Origin of the sequence: Rhizobium beringeri, from assembly GCF_004306515.1 — a bacterium.
GTDB lineage: Bacteria > Pseudomonadota > Alphaproteobacteria > Rhizobiales > Rhizobiaceae > Rhizobium > Rhizobium beringeri.
The window spans coordinates 1773348-1789863 of sequence record NZ_SILG01000001.1 but is presented as its reverse complement, the minus strand read 5'-3'; the positions used below and the strand labels follow the sequence as shown (position 1 = coordinate 1789863).

Here is a 16516-nt window from a genome sequence, read left to right as displayed (position 1 = left end):
TAGGTGATAGCATTGCAGATTATCCGAATTAAGCAATCGCGCTGATGCGCCCTATAGGAGCTCTCCAAATGAAATCTCTTCTTATGTCCGCCCTGATGCTGACGACCGCCATGCTTGGTGCTGCACCCGCAAGGGCCCAGCCGGCTCTCCCGGATCAAACAATTAAGAATATCGTTCTTGTCCACGGCGCCTTCGTTGACGAAACCAGTTGGGACGGCGTCGCTGCAATCCTGACCGCCAAGGGCTACAAGGTGACTGCGGTAAAGAACCCATTGACCTCGCTTGCTGACGACGTCGCTGCCACCAATGCGGTGCTGGATGCGCAAAATGGCCCGGTTGTCCTGGTGGGCCATTCCTGGGGTGGCGTGGTGATCGGCGAGGCGGGCGACAACGCCAAGGTGGCATCACTCGTCTATGTCTCGGCCTTTGCGCCTGAGAAAGGTGAAACCATCACAGCATTGGCAGCCAGCGGTCCGGCAACCCCCGGAGCGGCGGCCATTCGGCCCGACGCAAAGGGTTACTTGACCATCGATCCTGCAGTATTCCCCAGTGCAGTGGCGGGCGACCTGCCGAAGAAGATCGGTGAACATCTGGCAGCGAACCAGATGCCGATCAACCACACTGCCTTCGATGCGCCTGCTGAGGTCGCGGCATGGCACGACAAGCCAAGCTGGTACGTCCTGAGCTCCAAGGACCTCGTCCTTGATCCCCACGCACAGGCTTTCTTTGCCGAACGGATGAAGGCCAAGGTGACGACGGTCGAGGGTAGCCACGCCTCGCTGGCCTCGCACGCCAAGGAAGTGGCTGCGGTCATAGAAGCGGCCGCAGGAGCAAAGTAGCCCTCGTCAACCGATGCTATCGCCCGCCTAGCGGTGGTCGGTAGCATCGATGTGCAACGATCCCAGTTCGCAGGGTCGCACTCGCAGCGCTGACCCCATATCACTGGCAACACTGTGATATTAGCGACTTTCAAACTGGCCGTCTTAACGCGTCTCCGGCCGCGGCGAATAGCTCGAGGAAAGCCCCGGCCACTGCCCACACGCCATGGCCTCGGACAGCGCAACACCGGAAACCGCCGGAGTAGGACTCAGCCATCACGCCCCCTCACCGCCCATGAGGCGGTATCATGATCGGGGTGCTGGTTGTTGCTCTCCTTGATCGCCGCGGCCCAGTCGGCGCCGTTGTTTTCGGTCGCACCGGTATTTTCTATGCCCGTGATCGTATCGAACCATGCCACCATGTTCTCGGTGCAGGTACTGGCAAGCGGCGCGAAGGCGTGCGGATCGTCAAGCGAACCGATCATCAGGTTGGTGCGACCGTTTTCGAGGTGGTGGAAGAACAATGGCGTGCCGCAATTGGCGCAGAAGCCGCGCTCGACAATCTCCGAACTCTTCCAGATGCTTGGCTTGCCGCGTGTCCAGCTGAGCGCATCATCGGGCGCGGCGACGAGCGCGGCAAAGATGTTGCCCGAGGCTTTCTGGCACATGCGGCAATGGCAGAGATGCGAATTGTCAAACATGGCGGTTGCGTGGTAGCGCACGGCACCACACTGGCAGCCGCCGCTCACCTCCATCTCGATGCGTTTCATTTTTTCTCCTCCTTCAAGAGGCGGGTTTGGGCCTAATCTCTTTTAGGTTTTCGTCACTTTCCCGCTGACCGAAGCTGTCTTGCGGCCTTAGTGGTACGTCACGACGGGATTGAACACCCTTTGCAGGAAGGGCCTGAGAGCTGCCTGCATGTGGTTCCTCGGAATTTGATGTCCACACTCAAAGACGTGAAGCGTCGCCAGGACTCCGGCATTGGACAGAGCTTTTGAGAAGAGTTCGGCATGGGCAACCGGAGCACGGTCGTCATGCTTTCCATGCAGCAATAGCGTCTCAGACCGAACTTCGGGCGCATAATGCAAAGCAGAGCGAGCCAGAAAGGCCTCTCTCGATAGGCCCGCCTCTTTCTCGATAGCCCACCGCAAACCGTCTGAACTCTCGTGATAAGCGACTTCAAGATCGTAGACGCCGCTGGATAGAATGACTGCTCGCAGATCAGAAACCTGGGTGGCGACCATTGCCGATGCAACGGCACCACGACTGTTTCCATAGAGAACAATTCGGTTAGGATCGACGGAAGGCTGGTCCCGCAGGAAGGCGAGAGCAGCTATGATCGCTTGCTGGGTTTTGGGACCGCAGAAATCTGAAGGGCCATCTGACGCCCCAAAACCGGGCTGCGAGACTGCCGCAGCAGTAATATTCAAACCAGAACAGAACCGAAGCAACGCGCCGCTGGCGACCGCCTCTCTCCCTCCAAGCAGACGGCCACCCTGATTGCCGTGGACAAATAGGATTGCTCCTGCGGGCGTTTCGCTTGCGGCTTGAGCTTGAAAAAGCTCAACCGTGGCTCCGTCACCCCGGTCAATGAGATGTCGAGTTACTACCGGCATAACCACCATCAGGTTTTCGCGTGCCGGACAGACAATAGTGCAACTTCTGGCATTGGCAACGTCCGGTGGCGGGGGATATCGTTGAGAAACCAAATGGCCTAGCCGCTCATCCGTCTGTTTCGGTCTTTTGAGCAAACAGGGGCTGGTTATCCGCCCTATTCATTGGCCACCGAGTAGGCAGCAGCAAGTTCCTTGGCCAAGGCTTCAAGGGCTTCCGGGTAAGCTACGTCAACACATTGAAGTTTGGCGTATCGCGCTGCCTCTAACATTTCCCTCTTGTCGCGGATCGAACGCTCCACAAATTTCTCGATGATCAAAGCCGCCGATTGAGTGGCGTCCTTGTAGGCGGCTTCTTCCATCATGCGGGCACGTAAGAAGTCGTCTTCTGCGTACAGGAACACGGTTCTAACGAGGCTTGGGTCGAGTTTCGTCATATACTCTGGCCGTAGTGCTGACCCTTCAAGTATGAAGGGCTTCAAAAGCCGCCTCTGATTTTCGATGATCTGACATATGTACGGCCACATATTCTCGTGGTGAACCTTCAAAAACCAATGCACGGTATCATCGGAGAGACGTGAATAATATTCAGCTACCTGGGGACGGAGCGTCGGCCACGGTCTACCGGGGTGGCGGCCCAATTTGTCGGTGGAAATGAGTTCCCTACCAAGCGAGACAGCCAAGTTCTTTGCCAGTGTGGATTTTCCAACATGCGAACTGCCACCAATCAAAATCCCCAAGTGGTGTTGCTGCATTCTCTGACCTCCAATATCGCGATCAATTGGTGACTAATATTCGCAGTTGATGACTGCTCTTGGCGAATTGCCAGCGCTCCACGGCTGGTCGCGTTGCCGTGCATTCGCGGAGCCATTTCCAGAAGGAAAACTTCAGATAGAGCGCAGCTGGTGATTTAAAGTGCCGGAAGCTGGCTAGACCGGCGGCATCAGTCAATCGTCAAACAAGAACGGCCTGAAGATTTCCGGAGTTATGCGGCAAATACCACCAATGGCAGTTTATGGTCTGGGGAGTAGAGGCGTTGGTCATGCCGCCAGAACGTGTGAATAGCCGCCCGTGCCCTGCGAGAGGCGGGCGAGGAACGGAGAGGTCGCGGCATGCCCCTTCCCCCTCAGGCGGGGTCCGAAGGACGGGTCGAGACCTGTGGCTCGACCCCGGCAAAAGTGGCCGCAGCCGGATGAGGGGCAGGATTCGGCGATCTCCTGGGCCGAGGATTCGCATGCCCCATTCTTGCGTCTACAGCGCCACACCAGTGCCGCGATCGAAGACATGCACCTGATCACTCGTAATGCTTGCCTCGAACACGGCGCCGTAGCGGGCGGGATATTCGCCGTCGACGATGGCGGTCACCTGCTGTCCGGCAAGGTCGAAGACCACGTGGGTCTGGGCGCCTGTCGGTTCCACCAGCATCGTCCGGCCGGCGAGCGGCGTGCCGGCGGCGACACCGGGAACGAGATGTTCGGGACGCAGGCCGATGGTGATGGCCTGGCCGGCCTTGACCTTGCGGTCCGGCGCGATGCGGATCGCCGTGCCGTCGCTGAGACGAGCAGCAGGCCCACCATTTTCTCCGTCGACCGTGCCTTCGAGCATGTTCATTGCCGGCGATCCTATGAAGGCGGCGACGAAGAGATTGGCGGGCTTCCTGTAGAGTTCGAGCGGCGTGCCCTGCTGTTCCACCCTGCCCTGATTGAGAACGACGATGCGGTCGGCAAGCGTCATCGCTTCGATCTGGTCATGGGTGACATAGATCGAGGTCGTCCTGACCTTCTGGTGCAGCGTCTTGATTTCCGAGCGCATCTGCACGCGCAGCTTGGCATCGAGGTTGGACAGTGGCTCGTCGAACAGGAAGACGGCGGGATTGCGCACGACGGCACGGCCCATGGCGACGCGCTGGCGCTGGCCACCGGAAAGCTGGGCCGGCTTGCGGTCGAGGAGTTCGGCGAGATCCAGCATGCGGGCGGCCTCGGCCACCCGGGCCTCGATCTGGGGTTTAGCAACGCCGGCGAGCTTCAGATTGAAGCCCATGTTTTCAGCAACCGTCATGTGCGGATAGAGCGCGTAGGATTGGAAGACCATGGCGATGTTGCGTTCGCGCGGCGTCATAGCGTTGACGACCTTGCCGCCGATGGCGATGTCGCCATCAGTAATCTCCTCGAGGCCGGCGATCATCCGCAGCAGCGTCGATTTTCCGCAACCGGACGGGCCGACGAGCGCGACGAATTCTCCGTCCTCAATACCAAGCGAGATGCCGTGGATGACGTCGACGGCGCCATAGGTCTTGCTGATATCGGTGAGTTCAACGGATGCCATGATTGCACCTCCAATGGTTCGGGCTCAGGACTTCACGGCGCCGGCGGTCAGACCGGCGATGATGTGTCTCTGGGCGACGAAAAAGACGATGATGGTGGGAAGGATGGTCAGCGTGATGAAGGCCAGCACCAGCTGCCACTCCGTGCCGTACTCGCCGCGATAGACCATGATGCCGAGCGGCCAGGGATATTTCGATTCCGAGTTCAGCATGATCAGCGGCAGGATGTAGCTGTTCCAGCTGCCGACGAAGGAAATGATGCTGACGGTGGCGACGATCGGCCGGGAAAGCGGCAGCGAGATATGCCAGAAGAAGCGGAGATAACCGCAACCGTCGACGAAAGCCGCCTGAAACAATTCTTCCGGAAGGTTGCGGAAATAGTTTCGAAACAGCAGGATGCTCATGCCAAGGCCGAAGGCCACCTGCGGCAGCACCACGCCCCAATAGGTATCGAGCAGGCCGAGATCGCGGATGCGGATGAAGAGCGGCAGGATCGCGGTTGCCGCCGGAAACATCAGGCCGAGCAGGAAATAATTGAGCAGGAACGACGATCCGAAGAACCGGACATGGGCAAAGGCGAAAGCCGCCATCGACGAGACGATCAGCGTCAGGAGGACGGTAAGCGACGCGATCACAAGCGAATTGCCGATCTGCAGCCAGTAGCGTTCACCGAAAAGAATGTCGGTATAGTTTGCCCATTGCCACTCTGTCGGCAGGCCGAAGGGATTGGTGCGCAGGTCACCCAGCGTCTTGAAGCCGCCGAGCGCCGTCGTCAGCAACGGCACGAGCACGATTGCGGCAATCAGGCTCAGCGACACGTAGAGATAGACGCGTGTGGAAGTGCTCATGCGGATGGAAGAGCTCATATCAGTCATGGCGCATGAATATCCTTTTGTAACCGAAGGCGAGCGTCACGCAGATGATGAAGAGCACGACGCCGACGGCGCTGCCGAGGCCGACCTGCATGCGCATGACGCCGTAGGTGTAGAGGAAGGTGACCATCGTCTGCGTGGAGTTGGACGGCCCGCCGCCCGTCAGCGGCATGATCATGTCGAAGAGCTGCAGCGAGCCGACGACGGCAAAGAAGATGGAAAGACGCAAGGTCGACCCGAGCAGCGGCAACGTGACGTAACGGAACTTCTGCCAGCCCGTGGCGCCGTCGATTTCGGCGGCCTCCAGCACGCTCTTGTCGACGGATTGCAGGCCGGCGATGAACAGCATCATGTGGAAGCCGAAATATTTCCAGACGATGACGCCAAGCACGGCATAGATCGCCACATCCTTGTCGGCGAGCACATAGGGGTTGGCGAAGCCGAAGAAGTTGGAAACGGCGGCAAACAGGCCATAGTCGCCATCATAGACGAAGCGCCAGATAAGACCCGCGGCAACGTCCGCCAGCACATAGGGCAGGAAGAAGATCAGGCGGTAGCCGACGACACCCGGAATGCGGTGCGCCAGCATGGTGGCGAGCCAGATGGCGAGCGGCACCTGGATGCAGATCGAGATCACGATGATCAGGCCGTTATTGACCAGCGCCTGGGTGAAAGCCGCATTTCGAAACAGAACCTGGAAATTGCGCAGCGCGATGAACTCAGTCGGCGTGCCGTAGCCGTTCCACTTGTAGAGGCTGTACCAGGCCGCCTCGCCCATCGGCATGATGACGAAGAGCGTGAAAAGCAGCAGCGCCGGCGGCAGGAAGATCAACAGCACCGCCAGCCGGTCATGAGCGACCGAGCTCTTGCTGTTTGCGGCTCTTTTTGCCGGCCTGGCGGCAGTGGTTATCGATGGGACTGAAATATTGGCCATGGGTCCTGCTTTCGCATCTCGTCGGCAGCAATGCTGGCGCTCCCGCTCTTCAGCGGAGCGCCAGGAAGGGTCTGCAGGCGCTGGTTATTGTTCCAGCTCGAAAGCGTCCTGGATCATCTGGGCGCCGTCCTTGGAATTCATCTGACCGGAGACGATTTCCACCGACACGTCATTGACGACGCGGCCGACCGCCGCACCGAGATCCTGGTCGAAATAGTTCTGATGCCAGGTGGAAGCGGCCAGCTGTTTTGCCGATTCGGCAAGCAGCGGGTTGGTGACGCCGTCACCGGCGCCGACGGCAACGGGCAGAAGCATGCCTGATTTGGCCATCGCCCGTTCATTGTCCGCATTCGTCAGGAAGGCGAGGAAATCGATCGCTTCCTTGGATGCCTTCTTGGTGACAGCCCAGCCGTTCAGACCGCCAAGCGTATCGGTCGGCTTGCCGGCGCCGCCATCGACCGCCGGGAAGGCGAAACGGCCGATATTTTCGGGTGCGAGACCTTTGCCGTCGCCGGCATTCTTGCGCTGATTGGCCTCGGTATTTTCAAAGCCGAGGATGATCGCAGCCTTGCCGTCACCGAAAACGCCGAGCGCCTGCGGCCAGGTCGAGCCGAGATAGCCAGGCTGGAACGGTTCGAGCTTTCCGAGTTCGGCGAGGTCGTCGCCGGCCTTGATGATTGCGGGATCGAGGAAACCTTCGCCTTGGCCGGTCTTTGCCGCTTCGAAGACCTTCTGTCCGCCTTCGCGCATGACGAGATAGCTCCAGTAGAAGTGGATCGGCCATTTTTCACCGCCGCCGCCGGCGATCGGCACGATGCCGGCTGCCTTGATCTTCTTCACCGTGTCGAGAAAATCAGCCCAGTTCTTGATGTCCTCGGCCTTGACGCCGGCCTTGGCAAACAGCTCCTTGTTGTAGAAAAAGCTGACCAGACCGACCTTATAGGGAATAGCCCAGGTCTTGCCGTCGAATGTCAGGCCGCTGACCGAAGCCGGGCTATAGGCGCCGCGCAGTTTGCCGCCATCGGCATCGAGGGCCGGCGTCACATCCTGGAGCGCGCCGGTCTCGGACTGCTGCTTCAAGACGCCACCGCCCCAGCTGAAAAAGAAATCCGGCACGTCGTCGGACTGCAGCAATGTCGGAAGCTTGGCCTTGAAGGCCTCATTTTCGAGAAACTGCATCTGGATATCGACGTCAGGGTGCTGGGCTTCGTATTTCTTGACGATGTCTTCCCAGGCCGCGACATATTTCGGGTCGAGCTCGAGATGCAGCCACTTGACCACCGTCGTCGCCGAGGCAGCACCTGCTCCGGCCAGCAACATGCCGGCAGCCGCGGCCATGGATGCGATACGCCTGCCGCGAAGAGCGGCGCTCTTGAACCTAAAAGTCATGATTTTTCCTCCCAGGGGGCTATCCTCACAATTTTTCCCCTATGCGGATTAATTCAACGGAGCTTTGAGACAATGTCAACCCAATGCCTCTATTTTTATCAAATGCGCTTGACAGGACCGCCGAATTGCCCGCTATTTATTTCGTAACCCGTTAAAAATATTTGGGTTCCGCCCCAACGAAACGCTCGCCTGGCTAGTTCCAATGAAGACCGCAGATCCAGAATTAATGCGCGCGATCAATCGCTTGAACGTGCTCGATACCGTCCGGCGCCATGGTCCGATCTCGCGGATAGAGATCAGCGAGCGAACCGAACTTTCCACAACGACCGTTTCGGCCATCACCGCCTCGCTGCTCGACGACGGCCTCATCCTGCCGCGTCACGAAGGCGATATCCGCAATGAGGCCGTGCGCGGACGGCCGCGGGTGATGCTGGAGCTCAATCCCGATGCCGCCCGCGTGGTGGGCGCCAAGATCGCCGCCAACAGGATGGTCTTCGTCGTCACCAATTTCCGCGGCGACGTGCTGTCGAAGCTCGCCTTGCCGATTCGCATCGATCGGCAGCCGATCGGCGTCATCGCCGATCTGGTCGAGGATGGGGTCAGGCGCTGCGTCCTCGATGCCGGGCTTTCGCTGGAGGATGTCGACAGCGTCTGCCTCGGCTTTCCAGGCGTCATCGAGCACCGCACCGGCTACATAAGAAGCAGCCCGATCTTTCGCGACACCAATGTCGATTTCGCCGCCGAAATGTCGACGCGGCTGGCGACGCCGACCATTGTCGAAAGCGACGCCCACGCCATTACGCTTGGCCATCACTGGTTCGGCAAGGCCCGCGATCTCGAGGATATGGTGCTGATTTCGCTCGAACAGACGCTGGGTCTCGGGGTCCTGCACGGCAACAGCCTGTTTCGCGGCGCCGGCGGCCTCAGCCACAATCTCGGCGACCTCGTGCTCGGCATGGGACCGAATGGCGTCGTCCGGCTCTTCAGCCAGGCCGGCGAAAGCGCGATCCTCGGCGAACAGCAGGCCGACGGGCGTTTTGCCGAAGCGATCCGTCTCGGCCGCGGCATGAACCATGCCCAGGCACTGATCAAGGCCGATGACGACCGGCTGATCAGTGCCGCCATCCGCGCCGGCGAAGCGGTCGGATTGACCATTGCCAACATCGTCACGCTGTTTGCGCCGCCGCGGGTCATTCTTGTGGGGTCGAGCCTAGCGCTCGGCGAACCCTTTCTCAACAGCCTGCGCGATGCTTATGCGCTCGCCATTCCACCGTCGCTGCGCGGCGTGAGCGAACTCGTCTTCGACGATTCGACCGATGATTTCTGGGCGCAGGGTGCCGCTGCGGTGGCGCTTTACGAACTCTACGAATCGCCCTGGAGCACGACGGGGCCGGCGCTCTGACGGGCGCCACAATCAACATCAATGGCACGATCAATGGAGGAATTCATGGACAAGGTCGGTATCGGCATCATCGGATGCGGCAATATTTCGGGCGCCTATCTCACGGCGATGGCATCCTTTCCCATTCTCGACATCCGCGGCGTCGCCGATCTCAACCGGGAGCTGGCGGAAGCAAAGGCGGCGGAGTTTAATGTTCCCGTCAAGACCGTCGAGGAGCTTTTCGCCGATCCCAAGGTCGAGATCATCGTCAATCTGACGATCCCGAAGGCCCATGTTGCCGTGGCGTTGCAGGCGCTTGAGGCCGGCAAGCATACCTATTCAGAAAAGCCGCTCGGGATTAATTTCGAGGAAGGGAAAAAATTGGCGGAAGCCGCCAAAACGAGGAATCTTCGCATCGGCGCTGCCCCCGACACCTTCCTCGGCGGCGGCCACCAGACGGCCCGCACCCTGATCGACAAGGGCGTCATCGGCCAACCGGTCGGCGGCTCGGCAACCTTCATGTGCCCGGGCCATGAGCGCTGGCATCCGAACCCGACCTTCTTTTACGAAGTCGGTGGCGGGCCGATGCTCGATATGGGTCCCTATTACATCACCGATCTCGTCAATCTTCTCGGACCTGTTTCACAAGTTGCGGGTTTTGCGACGACGCCGCGATCGGAACGGCTGATCACCAGCGAACCGCGCAATGGCGAGCGTATTCCCGTGCACGTGCCGACCCATGTCACCGGCATGATGGCCTTTGCCAATGGCGCCGTCGTCCAGATCGCCATGAGCTTCGATGTCGCCGGCCACAGGCATGTGCCGCTGGAAATCTACGGAACCGAGGGCACGCTGATCGTTCCCGATCCGAACAAGTTCGCCGGCCCCGTGGAATATCTGAAGAAGGGCGGTCCGTTCGAGGACCAGCCGGTCACAGCACCCTATGCCGACGGCAATTATCGCTCGCTCGGCGTCGCCGACATGGCGCATGCGATCCGCTCCAACCGGCCGCACCGCGCCAATGGCGATCTGGCGCTGCATGTGCTCGAGGTCATGGAAGCGTTCCACACCGCTGCCGCAACCGGCCGGACGGTCACGATCACCACGGCAACGGAGCGCCCTGCCCCCTTGTCCGATTCCATCGTCGACGGACGGCTGGCGAAATAAGTTTCAGGAGGAAAGACTATGCGTGAAGCACTGATCGTTTGGGGCGGCTGGAGCGGGCATGAACCGCAGGAGTGCGCCGAAATCATCAAGACCATGCTCGAGGAAGACGGCTTCAAGGTCTATCTCGAGCACGGCACCGAGGCCCTTGCCGACCCTTCCGTCCATGATCTCAGCCTTGTCGTCCCGATCATGACGATGTCGAAGATCGAGAAGGAGGAGGTCAAGAACCTCGCGACGGCGATCGAAAGCGGCGTCGGTATCGCCGGCTATCACGGCGGCGCAGGCGATGCCTTCCGCGACTCCGTCGACTACCAGTTCATCATCGGCGGCCAGTGGGTGGCTCACCCCGGCAACATCATCGACTATACCGTCAACATCACCCGGCCCGACGATCCGCTCATGGAAGGGATCGCCGATTTCCCCTATACGTCAGAGCAATATTACATGCATGTCGACCCCTCGAACGAGGTTCTGGCGACGACGAGGTTCACCGGCGATCACGCCTACTGGATCGACGGCGTCGTCATGCCTGTCGTCTGGAAACGGAAATACGGCAAGGGCCGCGTCTTCTATTCCTCGCTCGGCCATCAAGCCAAGGAATTCGACGTTCCCCAGATGAAGACCATCTTCCGCCGCGGCGCCAACTGGGCTGCGCGGTGAGGCCGTCTGGTTCGTAGGTATCCAAGAAAGGCCCCTCCCCACAAGGGGGAGGGGCTAAGATGCCGCACCGCTTGCGATAACCTCTATCGCAATAATCCGTAGAACGGTCACAGCGAGCAAGAGCTCGCTTTTGTTGCTGGCGCCGGCCGCGGCTTAGCCCCTCCCCCTTGTGGGGAGGGGTTTTGGCTGGTCTCAGCCGATGATCAATGCCGTCCCGTAGAGCCCCAGCGCAAACACCGTATGAGCCAGCAGGTTGAAGCACCGGACCTTGTTCGGGGTCGGATGTTTGGAGGCAGCCCAGCCGATGCCGAGGCCCGGCTGCAGCAGGAACCACCCTGCCCCCACGGTGACGATGCCGAAGATCCAGGCGGGAAGAAATGTCGGGTCCGCCAGCCAGGCTGAGCCCATGATGATGGCGAAGATCACCCCATAGAGAAGGCCGACGGCGTAGTGGCTGATCCAGCCGAGCGCCAGTTCATTGGCATAGGGCTCGGCGTCGGCAATGCTCTCGTGAAAGACCTTGCCGCGGCGGAGGTGCCAGAACCATCGTCCCACAGGTGCCCAGTTGGGGGCCGCCTGGCCGAACTGGGTGAGCAGGATCGCCCAGAGGTCCATGAGGATGGTTGCGCCGGCGCCGATCACCAGGCCGCGCCACAGAATATCGAACATTGGGAATCACCGGAAAGCGTTGCGATTGCAGGACGCTACAAAATCATCGCAGACGCGCCGGCGCAATGGCTCCGGTGAATTCAAAGGCCACATAAGGGAAGGATTCCGAGGCTAATCCGCTTGCGGTCCGCCCTCGCCCTCAGTTTCTCCCGCGCCATTGCCGATATCGCCGCTGATATCCTCGGCAAACTTCCGCATCAGCCGCACGAGTTCATTGAAGTCGTGTTCCTCCCAGCTCTCGAAGATGGCGCGGCCCATCCGCTCGCGGGCGATGTCGATGCGATCGGTCATTGCCTTGCCCTTCGGGCTGATGACCGCCTCGCGCACGCGGCGGTCGGCGGTATTTCCGCGACGCTCCACCAGATCGAGGCTTTCGAGCTTGGCGACCTGACGGCTGACGGTGGTGTAGTCGCGCCCGGCGCGGTCGGCGAGTTCGACCACCCCGATGGGACCGAGCCGTTCTATCGTGACGAGCAGCGGAAACAGCGCGCGATCGAGCGAAATCCCCGCCTCCCGGACCATCTGCTCATCGCGCTGCGGGCGGTTCATGACGCTGACGATCTCGATCAAAGCCCCATGCAGTTCGCGCAGTTTTCCGCTAATATGTGTATTTTGCACATTCTTTGTTGACGTCATGCCGATTCTCCTATTATGTGCATAATACACATATGGAGAAATCAATGACAGAAAATTCCACAGTCGACGTGCTGATATCAGGCGCCGGTGCGGCCGGCCTGACGCTGGCGATCGAGCTGGCGCGACGGGGCGTATCCTTCCGCCTGATCGAAAAATTGAACGATCCATTCCGCGGCTCGCGCGGCAAGGGTATTCAGCCGAGAAGCCAGGAGGTGTTCGAAGATCTCGGCATTCTCGACCGGATCGTCGCCCAAGGCGGCGCCTATCCCCGGCAGCGGGAATATCGTGACGACGGCAGCTTCAGCGAATCCGACGCCGTGGTGGGTGGGGAGCCGACGCCGGCCGAGCCCTATCATCTTTCCTTGATGGTGCCGCAGTTCCTGACCGAAAGGGTGATGCGCGAGCGCCTGCTCGAGCTGGGGCACCGGCCCGAATTTGCCAGCGAGCTCATCGCCTTCGAACAGGACGAGACGGGCGTGACCGCGCGGCTTAAGGGCATATCCGGCGAAGAGACCATCCGCGTGCGCTGGCTCGTCGGCGCCGATGGTGGCCGCAGCTTCGTGCGCCATGCGCTGGATATCGGCTTTCCCGGCAAGACGCTGGGCGTGCGCGCCATCGTCGCCGATGTGATTCTGACGGGATTGGACCGCGACGTATGGCATCGCTTCGGCGATGGCGACATGCAGCGACAGATCGCCATTTGCCCGCTGGCGGGAACGGACCTGTTCCAGATCCAAGGGCCAATCCCGCTCGATGGCGAGGTCGATCTCTCCGCGGCAGGCTTGGCCGCCCTGGTGAAGGAGCGCACCGGCCGCAACGACATTGAAGTCCACTCGGTCTCCTGGGCGTCGGCCTTCCACATGAATGCCCGGCTTGCCGATCGCTACCGGCTCGGCCGCGTGTTCCTGGTCGGCGATGCCGCCCATACGCATCCGCCGACCGGCGGACAGGGTCTGAATACCAGCGTTCAGGACGCCTATAATCTCGGATGGAAACTGGCGGCGGCGGCGGCAGGCGCCCCCGACGCGCTGCTCGACAGCTATGAGGAAGAGCGCCGCCCGGTCGCCGCCGCCATGCTCGGTCTGGCGACCAATCTTCTCGACGCCCTGAAGCGAGGCGAGATGCGGCGCGGCCGCGAGGTCCATCAACTCGATATCGGCTATCCCTCCTCCTCCTTCGCGCTGGAAAAGCCGGAGCGGAGCGCCGGCCTGCTTGCGGGAGACCGTGCGCCCGATGCGCCGCTCAGAGGTGTGGGCGGCCAGCCGACGCGCCTGTTCGAACTGTTCAGAGGCGCGCACTGGACGCTGCTGGGCTACGAGGCCGAGCAAGCCTCCGTTCCGCCGCGTCCAGGTCTGCACATCCACAGGATCGGCCGGCGCGGAGACGTCATCGACGAAGGCGGGCATTTCCGTGAAGCCTACGGTCTGGCATCGGGCGACTGGGTGCTCGTGCGTCCGGACGGCTATGTCGGCGCCATCATTGCCTCCGCTCACGCCTGGGCGCTGGAAGCCTATCTCGCAAATGTCGGCCTTGCTGCATAAGCGGCAACGCAAAGCGCCACGGCGTCACCGGCGCGTCTGAAAACCGGCACGCTGCTGAGGCCTGGCCGCGGGAAACCGCCGCGATCGCGGCGCGCGCCGGAGAAGCGCGTCGACGCGGATTTCTCAGGGCGACCGCCCGCGCGCACCGTCCTAGCCCCAATCAGAGAGAAATGTGATGAGCGACGAACTGCGTCCGATCGATGCCGCCGCAAGTGCCGCGTCGCAGCGGCTTGACTGGCGGCTGATGCTGCCAGTTTTCATCGTCGTCAGCCTCGATGCCGCCAGCAGCGGCGCCATTCTGCCGATCCTGCCTTTCTACCTCAGGACTCTCGGGGCGTCGCCGCTCGTTCTCGGGCTTGTCCTCGCTGCGGAAGCGCTCAGCCAGTTCGTTGCCGCTCCCTGGCTGGGGCAACTTTCCGACCGTTACGGCCGCAAGAGGGTCCTGCTCGCCAGCCAGGCCGGGGCGCTCATCAGCCTCTTGCTGCTGGCGCTTGCCAATAGCGTCGTCTTTGTGCTGCTGGCGCGGATCCTGCTCGGCCTGACCGCAGCCAACTTCTCGGCTGCGGCAGCCTATGCCGCCGACAACAGCAGCCCCGCCACCCGGCGTCAGGCCATCGGCATTTTGAGTGCCGGCCTCGGCCTCGGCGGAATGCTCGGACCGAGCTTTTCCGGCTACCTCGCCGATATTTCCCTGACGGCGCCGATCTGGGTCGCACTTGCCCTATCGGCGACCAGCATGCTGGTGACCGGGCTTTGGCTGAAAGGCGCTCATGCACCCGGCCGGTTCGGCAACGACAGCGCAGCGGATGAGGCGGTCGGCGAGAAGGTTTCATTTCGACCCCTCCTCGCCTCGCCGGTCATCCGCGTCCTCGTCGTCGTTCTTCTCTGCCACTATTTCTCATACGGGATGTTCAGTTCGCAGCTCGCCGTTTTTCTGGCGGATACATTCACCTGGAATGAACATGCGTTCGGCCCGAAGGAGCTGGGTTACCTTCTCACCGCCGACGGCGCGATCAACATCCTGGTCCAGCTTTTCCTCCTCACGTGGCTCGGCGGCATTTTCTCTGAACGAGGCCTGATCGTCCTGGTCTTTATCATTCTCTCGATTGGTTATGTCACGGCCGGCCTGGCGAGCGACATCGCCACCCTCGCCTTCGCCGTTCTTTGCATCAGCACCGGCGTGGCATTGGCGCGGCCGACATTCGTTGCGGCGCTCTCCGTGCACGTACCGCAGCAACGCCAGGGCATCGTCATGGGAGCAACGCAGTCGCTTGTCGCCGTCACCGACATCGTCACGCCGGTCCTTGCCGGCGTCATTCTCGGGCAGAGCTTGTATGGCGCATGGATCGGTGCGGTGGTGGCGATCGCATTGGCCGGGGCCGTCATTGCCCACAGCCGGCTGCCCCAGATCGATCCGGAGACAAATGCTGCAGGCGGCTGATGCCGGGCCTGGATGGCCGATGTTTCAGAGAGCGTCGCGCTCGTATCGCGGCGCCCACCCGCGGGCCATCCCGCGGCTCATCACACTTTCCGCCAGCGCCAATTGCCGGCGGAGATGTTTGCAGTCATCGAGCAGCGAGCGTATCGCCGCCTTGGCATTGTCGTCATGCCAGGCAAGCACGGCTTCGACTTCCCACGCTTGATCGGGCCAGGTTTGTTCGGGGCCAGCTTGTTCGGGGGATGCCCGATCGGATTCCAAGGTCCTTGCCGGCCGCATCAGTTCAGCGCCAACGGCAATTGAACCGGACGCGGCAATGGCGGCAGCGGCCGGCTGAGTTCGACCTTTCTCTGCCAGGCGGCACGTCGCTGTTGATCTCGCTCGCGGGCTGCGCGGGACGCTTCGACAAGCGCGAGGGCGTTGGCGATCACCTGTTCCGTATGCGTCATGATCATCTCCAATGTTCCTGTTTTGTTCTAAGTTAGAACTTTGGCAGGAAAAGTCAAGCGCCGGGACGATCTGGCTGAGGACAGGCGTTGACAGCCGGGACTGGCGTCGAAGCGCGGCCGATAGTCAGTCCGCTGCTTCTATGACCGCGATGCCGGCTTCCTGCGCAGCCCTGATGAAGGCCGCCCGCACATGTTCCGGTGGGAGATCGCCGATAATCGCATCCAGGCACGATTTGACGGCCTCGAAATACTCTTCGCCGTCGTCCACCGGCCAGTCGCGCAGGAGCGTGCGCGCGGCGTCCCACACAGAGTTAATAACGGCATAATGGCCAAGCCCCATTGAGGCCAAGCCGACCGGTCGAAAATGTGCCGTCTGTCTCACTTTGCTACAGCTTTTCCCAATTTCGGTGGAGCTTATGGGTACGATGCAAATTGCGTGCCGTTGGCGGGCCGCGTCACCAGCCGAAGCGTGGCCCTACGGGACTTGAACTTCAGCGAGGCTCGCAGTGTAGACGTTCCTCTTCGTCCCCTCCAGATCCCCTGCAGCCGGTGCTTTTGAGAACATGGAGCTTGAAGTGGAGTCCTGCGATCAGTCATTAAGCGACTGATTATGGTAAATATCGGGC

General features: G+C 61.0%; 18 protein-coding genes. 6 read left to right on the top strand and 12 right to left on the bottom strand.

Annotated features, from left to right (window positions below; genetic code table 11):
• Window positions 1-68: 68 nt before the first annotated feature.
• Window positions 69-839, top strand: coding sequence for an alpha/beta fold hydrolase (locus ELH03_RS09160; RefSeq protein WP_128402425.1), 771 nt, complete (start codon window positions 69-71; stop codon window positions 837-839).
• A gap of 248 nt (window positions 840-1087) precedes the next feature.
• Here the strand turns inward: ELH03_RS09160 and ELH03_RS09155 are convergent, their stop codons facing one another.
• The 7 genes from ELH03_RS09155 to ELH03_RS09125 form a co-directional block, all read right to left on the bottom strand.
• Window positions 1088-1588, bottom strand: coding sequence for a GFA family protein (locus tag ELH03_RS09155; RefSeq protein WP_128402426.1), 501 nt, complete (start codon window positions 1586-1588; stop codon window positions 1088-1090).
• 87 nt (window positions 1589-1675) lie between these two features.
• A complete protein-coding gene (locus ELH03_RS09150; RefSeq protein WP_130766241.1) occupies window positions 1676-2443 on the bottom strand; it encodes an alpha/beta hydrolase family protein in 768 nt (255 codons plus the stop codon).
• A 146-nt stretch (window positions 2444-2589) separates the two neighbouring features.
• Window positions 2590-3186, bottom strand: a complete 597-nt coding sequence (locus ELH03_RS09145; RefSeq protein ID WP_128402428.1) for a hypothetical protein — start codon at window positions 3184-3186, stop codon at window positions 2590-2592.
• Window positions 3187-3682: 496 nt separating this feature from the next.
• A complete protein-coding gene (locus ELH03_RS09140) occupies window positions 3683-4756 on the bottom strand; it encodes an ABC transporter ATP-binding protein (protein WP_128402429.1) in 1074 nt (357 codons plus the stop codon).
• Between the two features lie 24 nt (window positions 4757-4780).
• The gene (locus ELH03_RS09135) at window positions 4781-5629 is read right to left on the bottom strand and encodes a carbohydrate ABC transporter permease (RefSeq protein WP_003539503.1); all 849 of its coding nucleotides are present in this window, start codon (window positions 5627-5629) and stop codon (window positions 4781-4783) included.
• Window positions 5622-6560 carry a carbohydrate ABC transporter permease gene (locus tag ELH03_RS09130; RefSeq protein WP_003559249.1) on the bottom strand — a complete coding sequence of 313 codons (939 nt, stop codon included), beginning with the start codon at window positions 6558-6560 and terminating at the stop codon, window positions 5622-5624. The genes ELH03_RS09135 and ELH03_RS09130 overlap by 8 nt, the downstream gene beginning before the upstream one ends.
• A gap of 84 nt (window positions 6561-6644) precedes the next feature.
• Window positions 6645-7949, bottom strand: a complete 1305-nt coding sequence (locus tag ELH03_RS09125) for an ABC transporter substrate-binding protein (protein WP_128402430.1) — start codon at window positions 7947-7949, stop codon at window positions 6645-6647.
• Window positions 7950-8151: 202 nt separating this feature from the next.
• Between ELH03_RS09125 and ELH03_RS09120 the strand changes: the two genes are divergently transcribed.
• The 3 genes from ELH03_RS09120 to ELH03_RS09110 are packed head-to-tail and all read left to right on the top strand — an operon-like array spanning window position 8152 to window position 11157.
• Window positions 8152-9351 (top strand): ROK family transcriptional regulator, encoded by a 1200-nt coding sequence (locus tag ELH03_RS09120; RefSeq protein ID WP_128402431.1) that lies wholly within the window; start codon window positions 8152-8154, stop codon window positions 9349-9351.
• 45 nt (window positions 9352-9396) lie between these two features.
• Window positions 9397-10497 carry a Gfo/Idh/MocA family protein gene (locus ELH03_RS09115; RefSeq protein ID WP_128402432.1) on the top strand — a complete coding sequence of 367 codons (1101 nt, stop codon included), beginning with the start codon at window positions 9397-9399 and terminating at the stop codon, window positions 10495-10497.
• A gap of 18 nt (window positions 10498-10515) precedes the next feature.
• Window positions 10516-11157 (top strand): ThuA domain-containing protein, encoded by a 642-nt coding sequence (locus ELH03_RS09110; protein WP_128402433.1) that lies wholly within the window; start codon window positions 10516-10518, stop codon window positions 11155-11157.
• A gap of 192 nt (window positions 11158-11349) precedes the next feature.
• Here the strand turns inward: ELH03_RS09110 and ELH03_RS09105 are convergent, their stop codons facing one another.
• Window positions 11350-11826 carry a DUF2938 domain-containing protein gene (locus ELH03_RS09105; protein ID WP_128402434.1) on the bottom strand — a complete coding sequence of 159 codons (477 nt, stop codon included), beginning with the start codon at window positions 11824-11826 and terminating at the stop codon, window positions 11350-11352.
• Between the two features lie 111 nt (window positions 11827-11937).
• Entirely contained in the window at window positions 11938-12462 is a 525-nt protein-coding gene (locus ELH03_RS09100) for a MarR family winged helix-turn-helix transcriptional regulator (protein WP_128402435.1), read from the bottom strand.
• A 44-nt stretch (window positions 12463-12506) separates the two neighbouring features.
• Between ELH03_RS09100 and ELH03_RS09095 the strand changes: the two genes are divergently transcribed.
• A complete protein-coding gene (locus tag ELH03_RS09095; RefSeq protein WP_128402436.1) occupies window positions 12507-14003 on the top strand; it encodes an FAD-dependent oxidoreductase in 1497 nt (498 codons plus the stop codon).
• A 175-nt stretch (window positions 14004-14178) separates the two neighbouring features.
• Window positions 14179-15444, top strand: a complete 1266-nt coding sequence (locus ELH03_RS09090; protein ID WP_128402437.1) for an MFS transporter — start codon at window positions 14179-14181, stop codon at window positions 15442-15444.
• 24 nt (window positions 15445-15468) lie between these two features.
• Here the strand turns inward: ELH03_RS09090 and ELH03_RS09085 are convergent, their stop codons facing one another.
• From ELH03_RS09085 to ELH03_RS09075, 3 genes are all read right to left on the bottom strand, one after another.
• Entirely contained in the window at window positions 15469-15720 is a 252-nt protein-coding gene (locus ELH03_RS09085) for a hypothetical protein (RefSeq protein WP_128402438.1), read from the bottom strand.
• Complete coding sequence (locus tag ELH03_RS09080) at window positions 15720-15890, bottom strand: hypothetical protein (protein WP_162039352.1); 171 nt, start codon at window positions 15888-15890, stop codon at window positions 15720-15722. The genes ELH03_RS09085 and ELH03_RS09080 overlap by 1 nt, the downstream gene beginning before the upstream one ends.
• Before the next feature lie 124 nt (window positions 15891-16014).
• Window positions 16015-16272: a DUF982 domain-containing protein gene (locus tag ELH03_RS09075; RefSeq protein ID WP_011651896.1), complete on the bottom strand. Its 258-nt coding sequence runs from the start codon at window positions 16270-16272 to the stop codon at window positions 16015-16017.
• Between the last annotated feature and the right edge of the window lie 244 nt (window positions 16273-16516).

Excerpts from the sequence above, each read along its gene's own strand:
- ELH03_RS09115 (WP_128402432.1), top strand. The coding sequence starts at position 9,397 with ATGGACAAGGTCGGTATCGGCATCATCGGATGCGGCAATATTTCGGGC.
- ELH03_RS09145 (WP_128402428.1), bottom strand. The coding sequence starts at position 3,186 with ATGCAGCAACACCACTTGGGGATTTTGATTGGTGGCAGTTCGCATGTT.
- ELH03_RS09105 (WP_128402434.1), bottom strand. The coding sequence starts at position 11,826 with ATGTTCGATATTCTGTGGCGCGGCCTGGTGATCGGCGCCGGCGCAACC.
- ELH03_RS09150 (WP_130766241.1), bottom strand. The coding sequence starts at position 2,443 with ATGGTGGTTATGCCGGTAGTAACTCGACATCTCATTGACCGGGGTGAC.
- ELH03_RS09160 (WP_128402425.1), top strand. The coding sequence starts at position 69 with ATGAAATCTCTTCTTATGTCCGCCCTGATGCTGACGACCGCCATGCTT.
- ELH03_RS09135 (WP_003539503.1), bottom strand. The coding sequence starts at position 5,629 with ATGACTGATATGAGCTCTTCCATCCGCATGAGCACTTCCACACGCGTC.
- ELH03_RS09100 (WP_128402435.1), bottom strand. The coding sequence starts at position 12,462 with ATGACGTCAACAAAGAATGTGCAAAATACACATATTAGCGGAAAACTG.
- ELH03_RS09155 (WP_128402426.1), bottom strand. The coding sequence starts at position 1,588 with ATGAAACGCATCGAGATGGAGGTGAGCGGCGGCTGCCAGTGTGGTGCC.
- ELH03_RS09090 (WP_128402437.1), top strand. The coding sequence starts at position 14,179 with ATGAGCGACGAACTGCGTCCGATCGATGCCGCCGCAAGTGCCGCGTCG.
- ELH03_RS09095 (WP_128402436.1), top strand. The coding sequence starts at position 12,507 with ATGACAGAAAATTCCACAGTCGACGTGCTGATATCAGGCGCCGGTGCG.
- ELH03_RS09080 (WP_162039352.1), bottom strand. The coding sequence starts at position 15,890 with ATGACGCATACGGAACAGGTGATCGCCAACGCCCTCGCGCTTGTCGAA.
- ELH03_RS09110 (WP_128402433.1), top strand. The coding sequence starts at position 10,516 with ATGCGTGAAGCACTGATCGTTTGGGGCGGCTGGAGCGGGCATGAACCG.
- ELH03_RS09140 (WP_128402429.1), bottom strand. The coding sequence starts at position 4,756 with ATGGCATCCGTTGAACTCACCGATATCAGCAAGACCTATGGCGCCGTC.
- ELH03_RS09085 (WP_128402438.1), bottom strand. The coding sequence starts at position 15,720 with ATGCGGCCGGCAAGGACCTTGGAATCCGATCGGGCATCCCCCGAACAA.
- ELH03_RS09120 (WP_128402431.1), top strand. The coding sequence starts at position 8,152 with ATGAAGACCGCAGATCCAGAATTAATGCGCGCGATCAATCGCTTGAAC.
- ELH03_RS09125 (WP_128402430.1), bottom strand. The coding sequence starts at position 7,949 with ATGACTTTTAGGTTCAAGAGCGCCGCTCTTCGCGGCAGGCGTATCGCA.
- ELH03_RS09130 (WP_003559249.1), bottom strand. The coding sequence starts at position 6,560 with ATGGCCAATATTTCAGTCCCATCGATAACCACTGCCGCCAGGCCGGCA.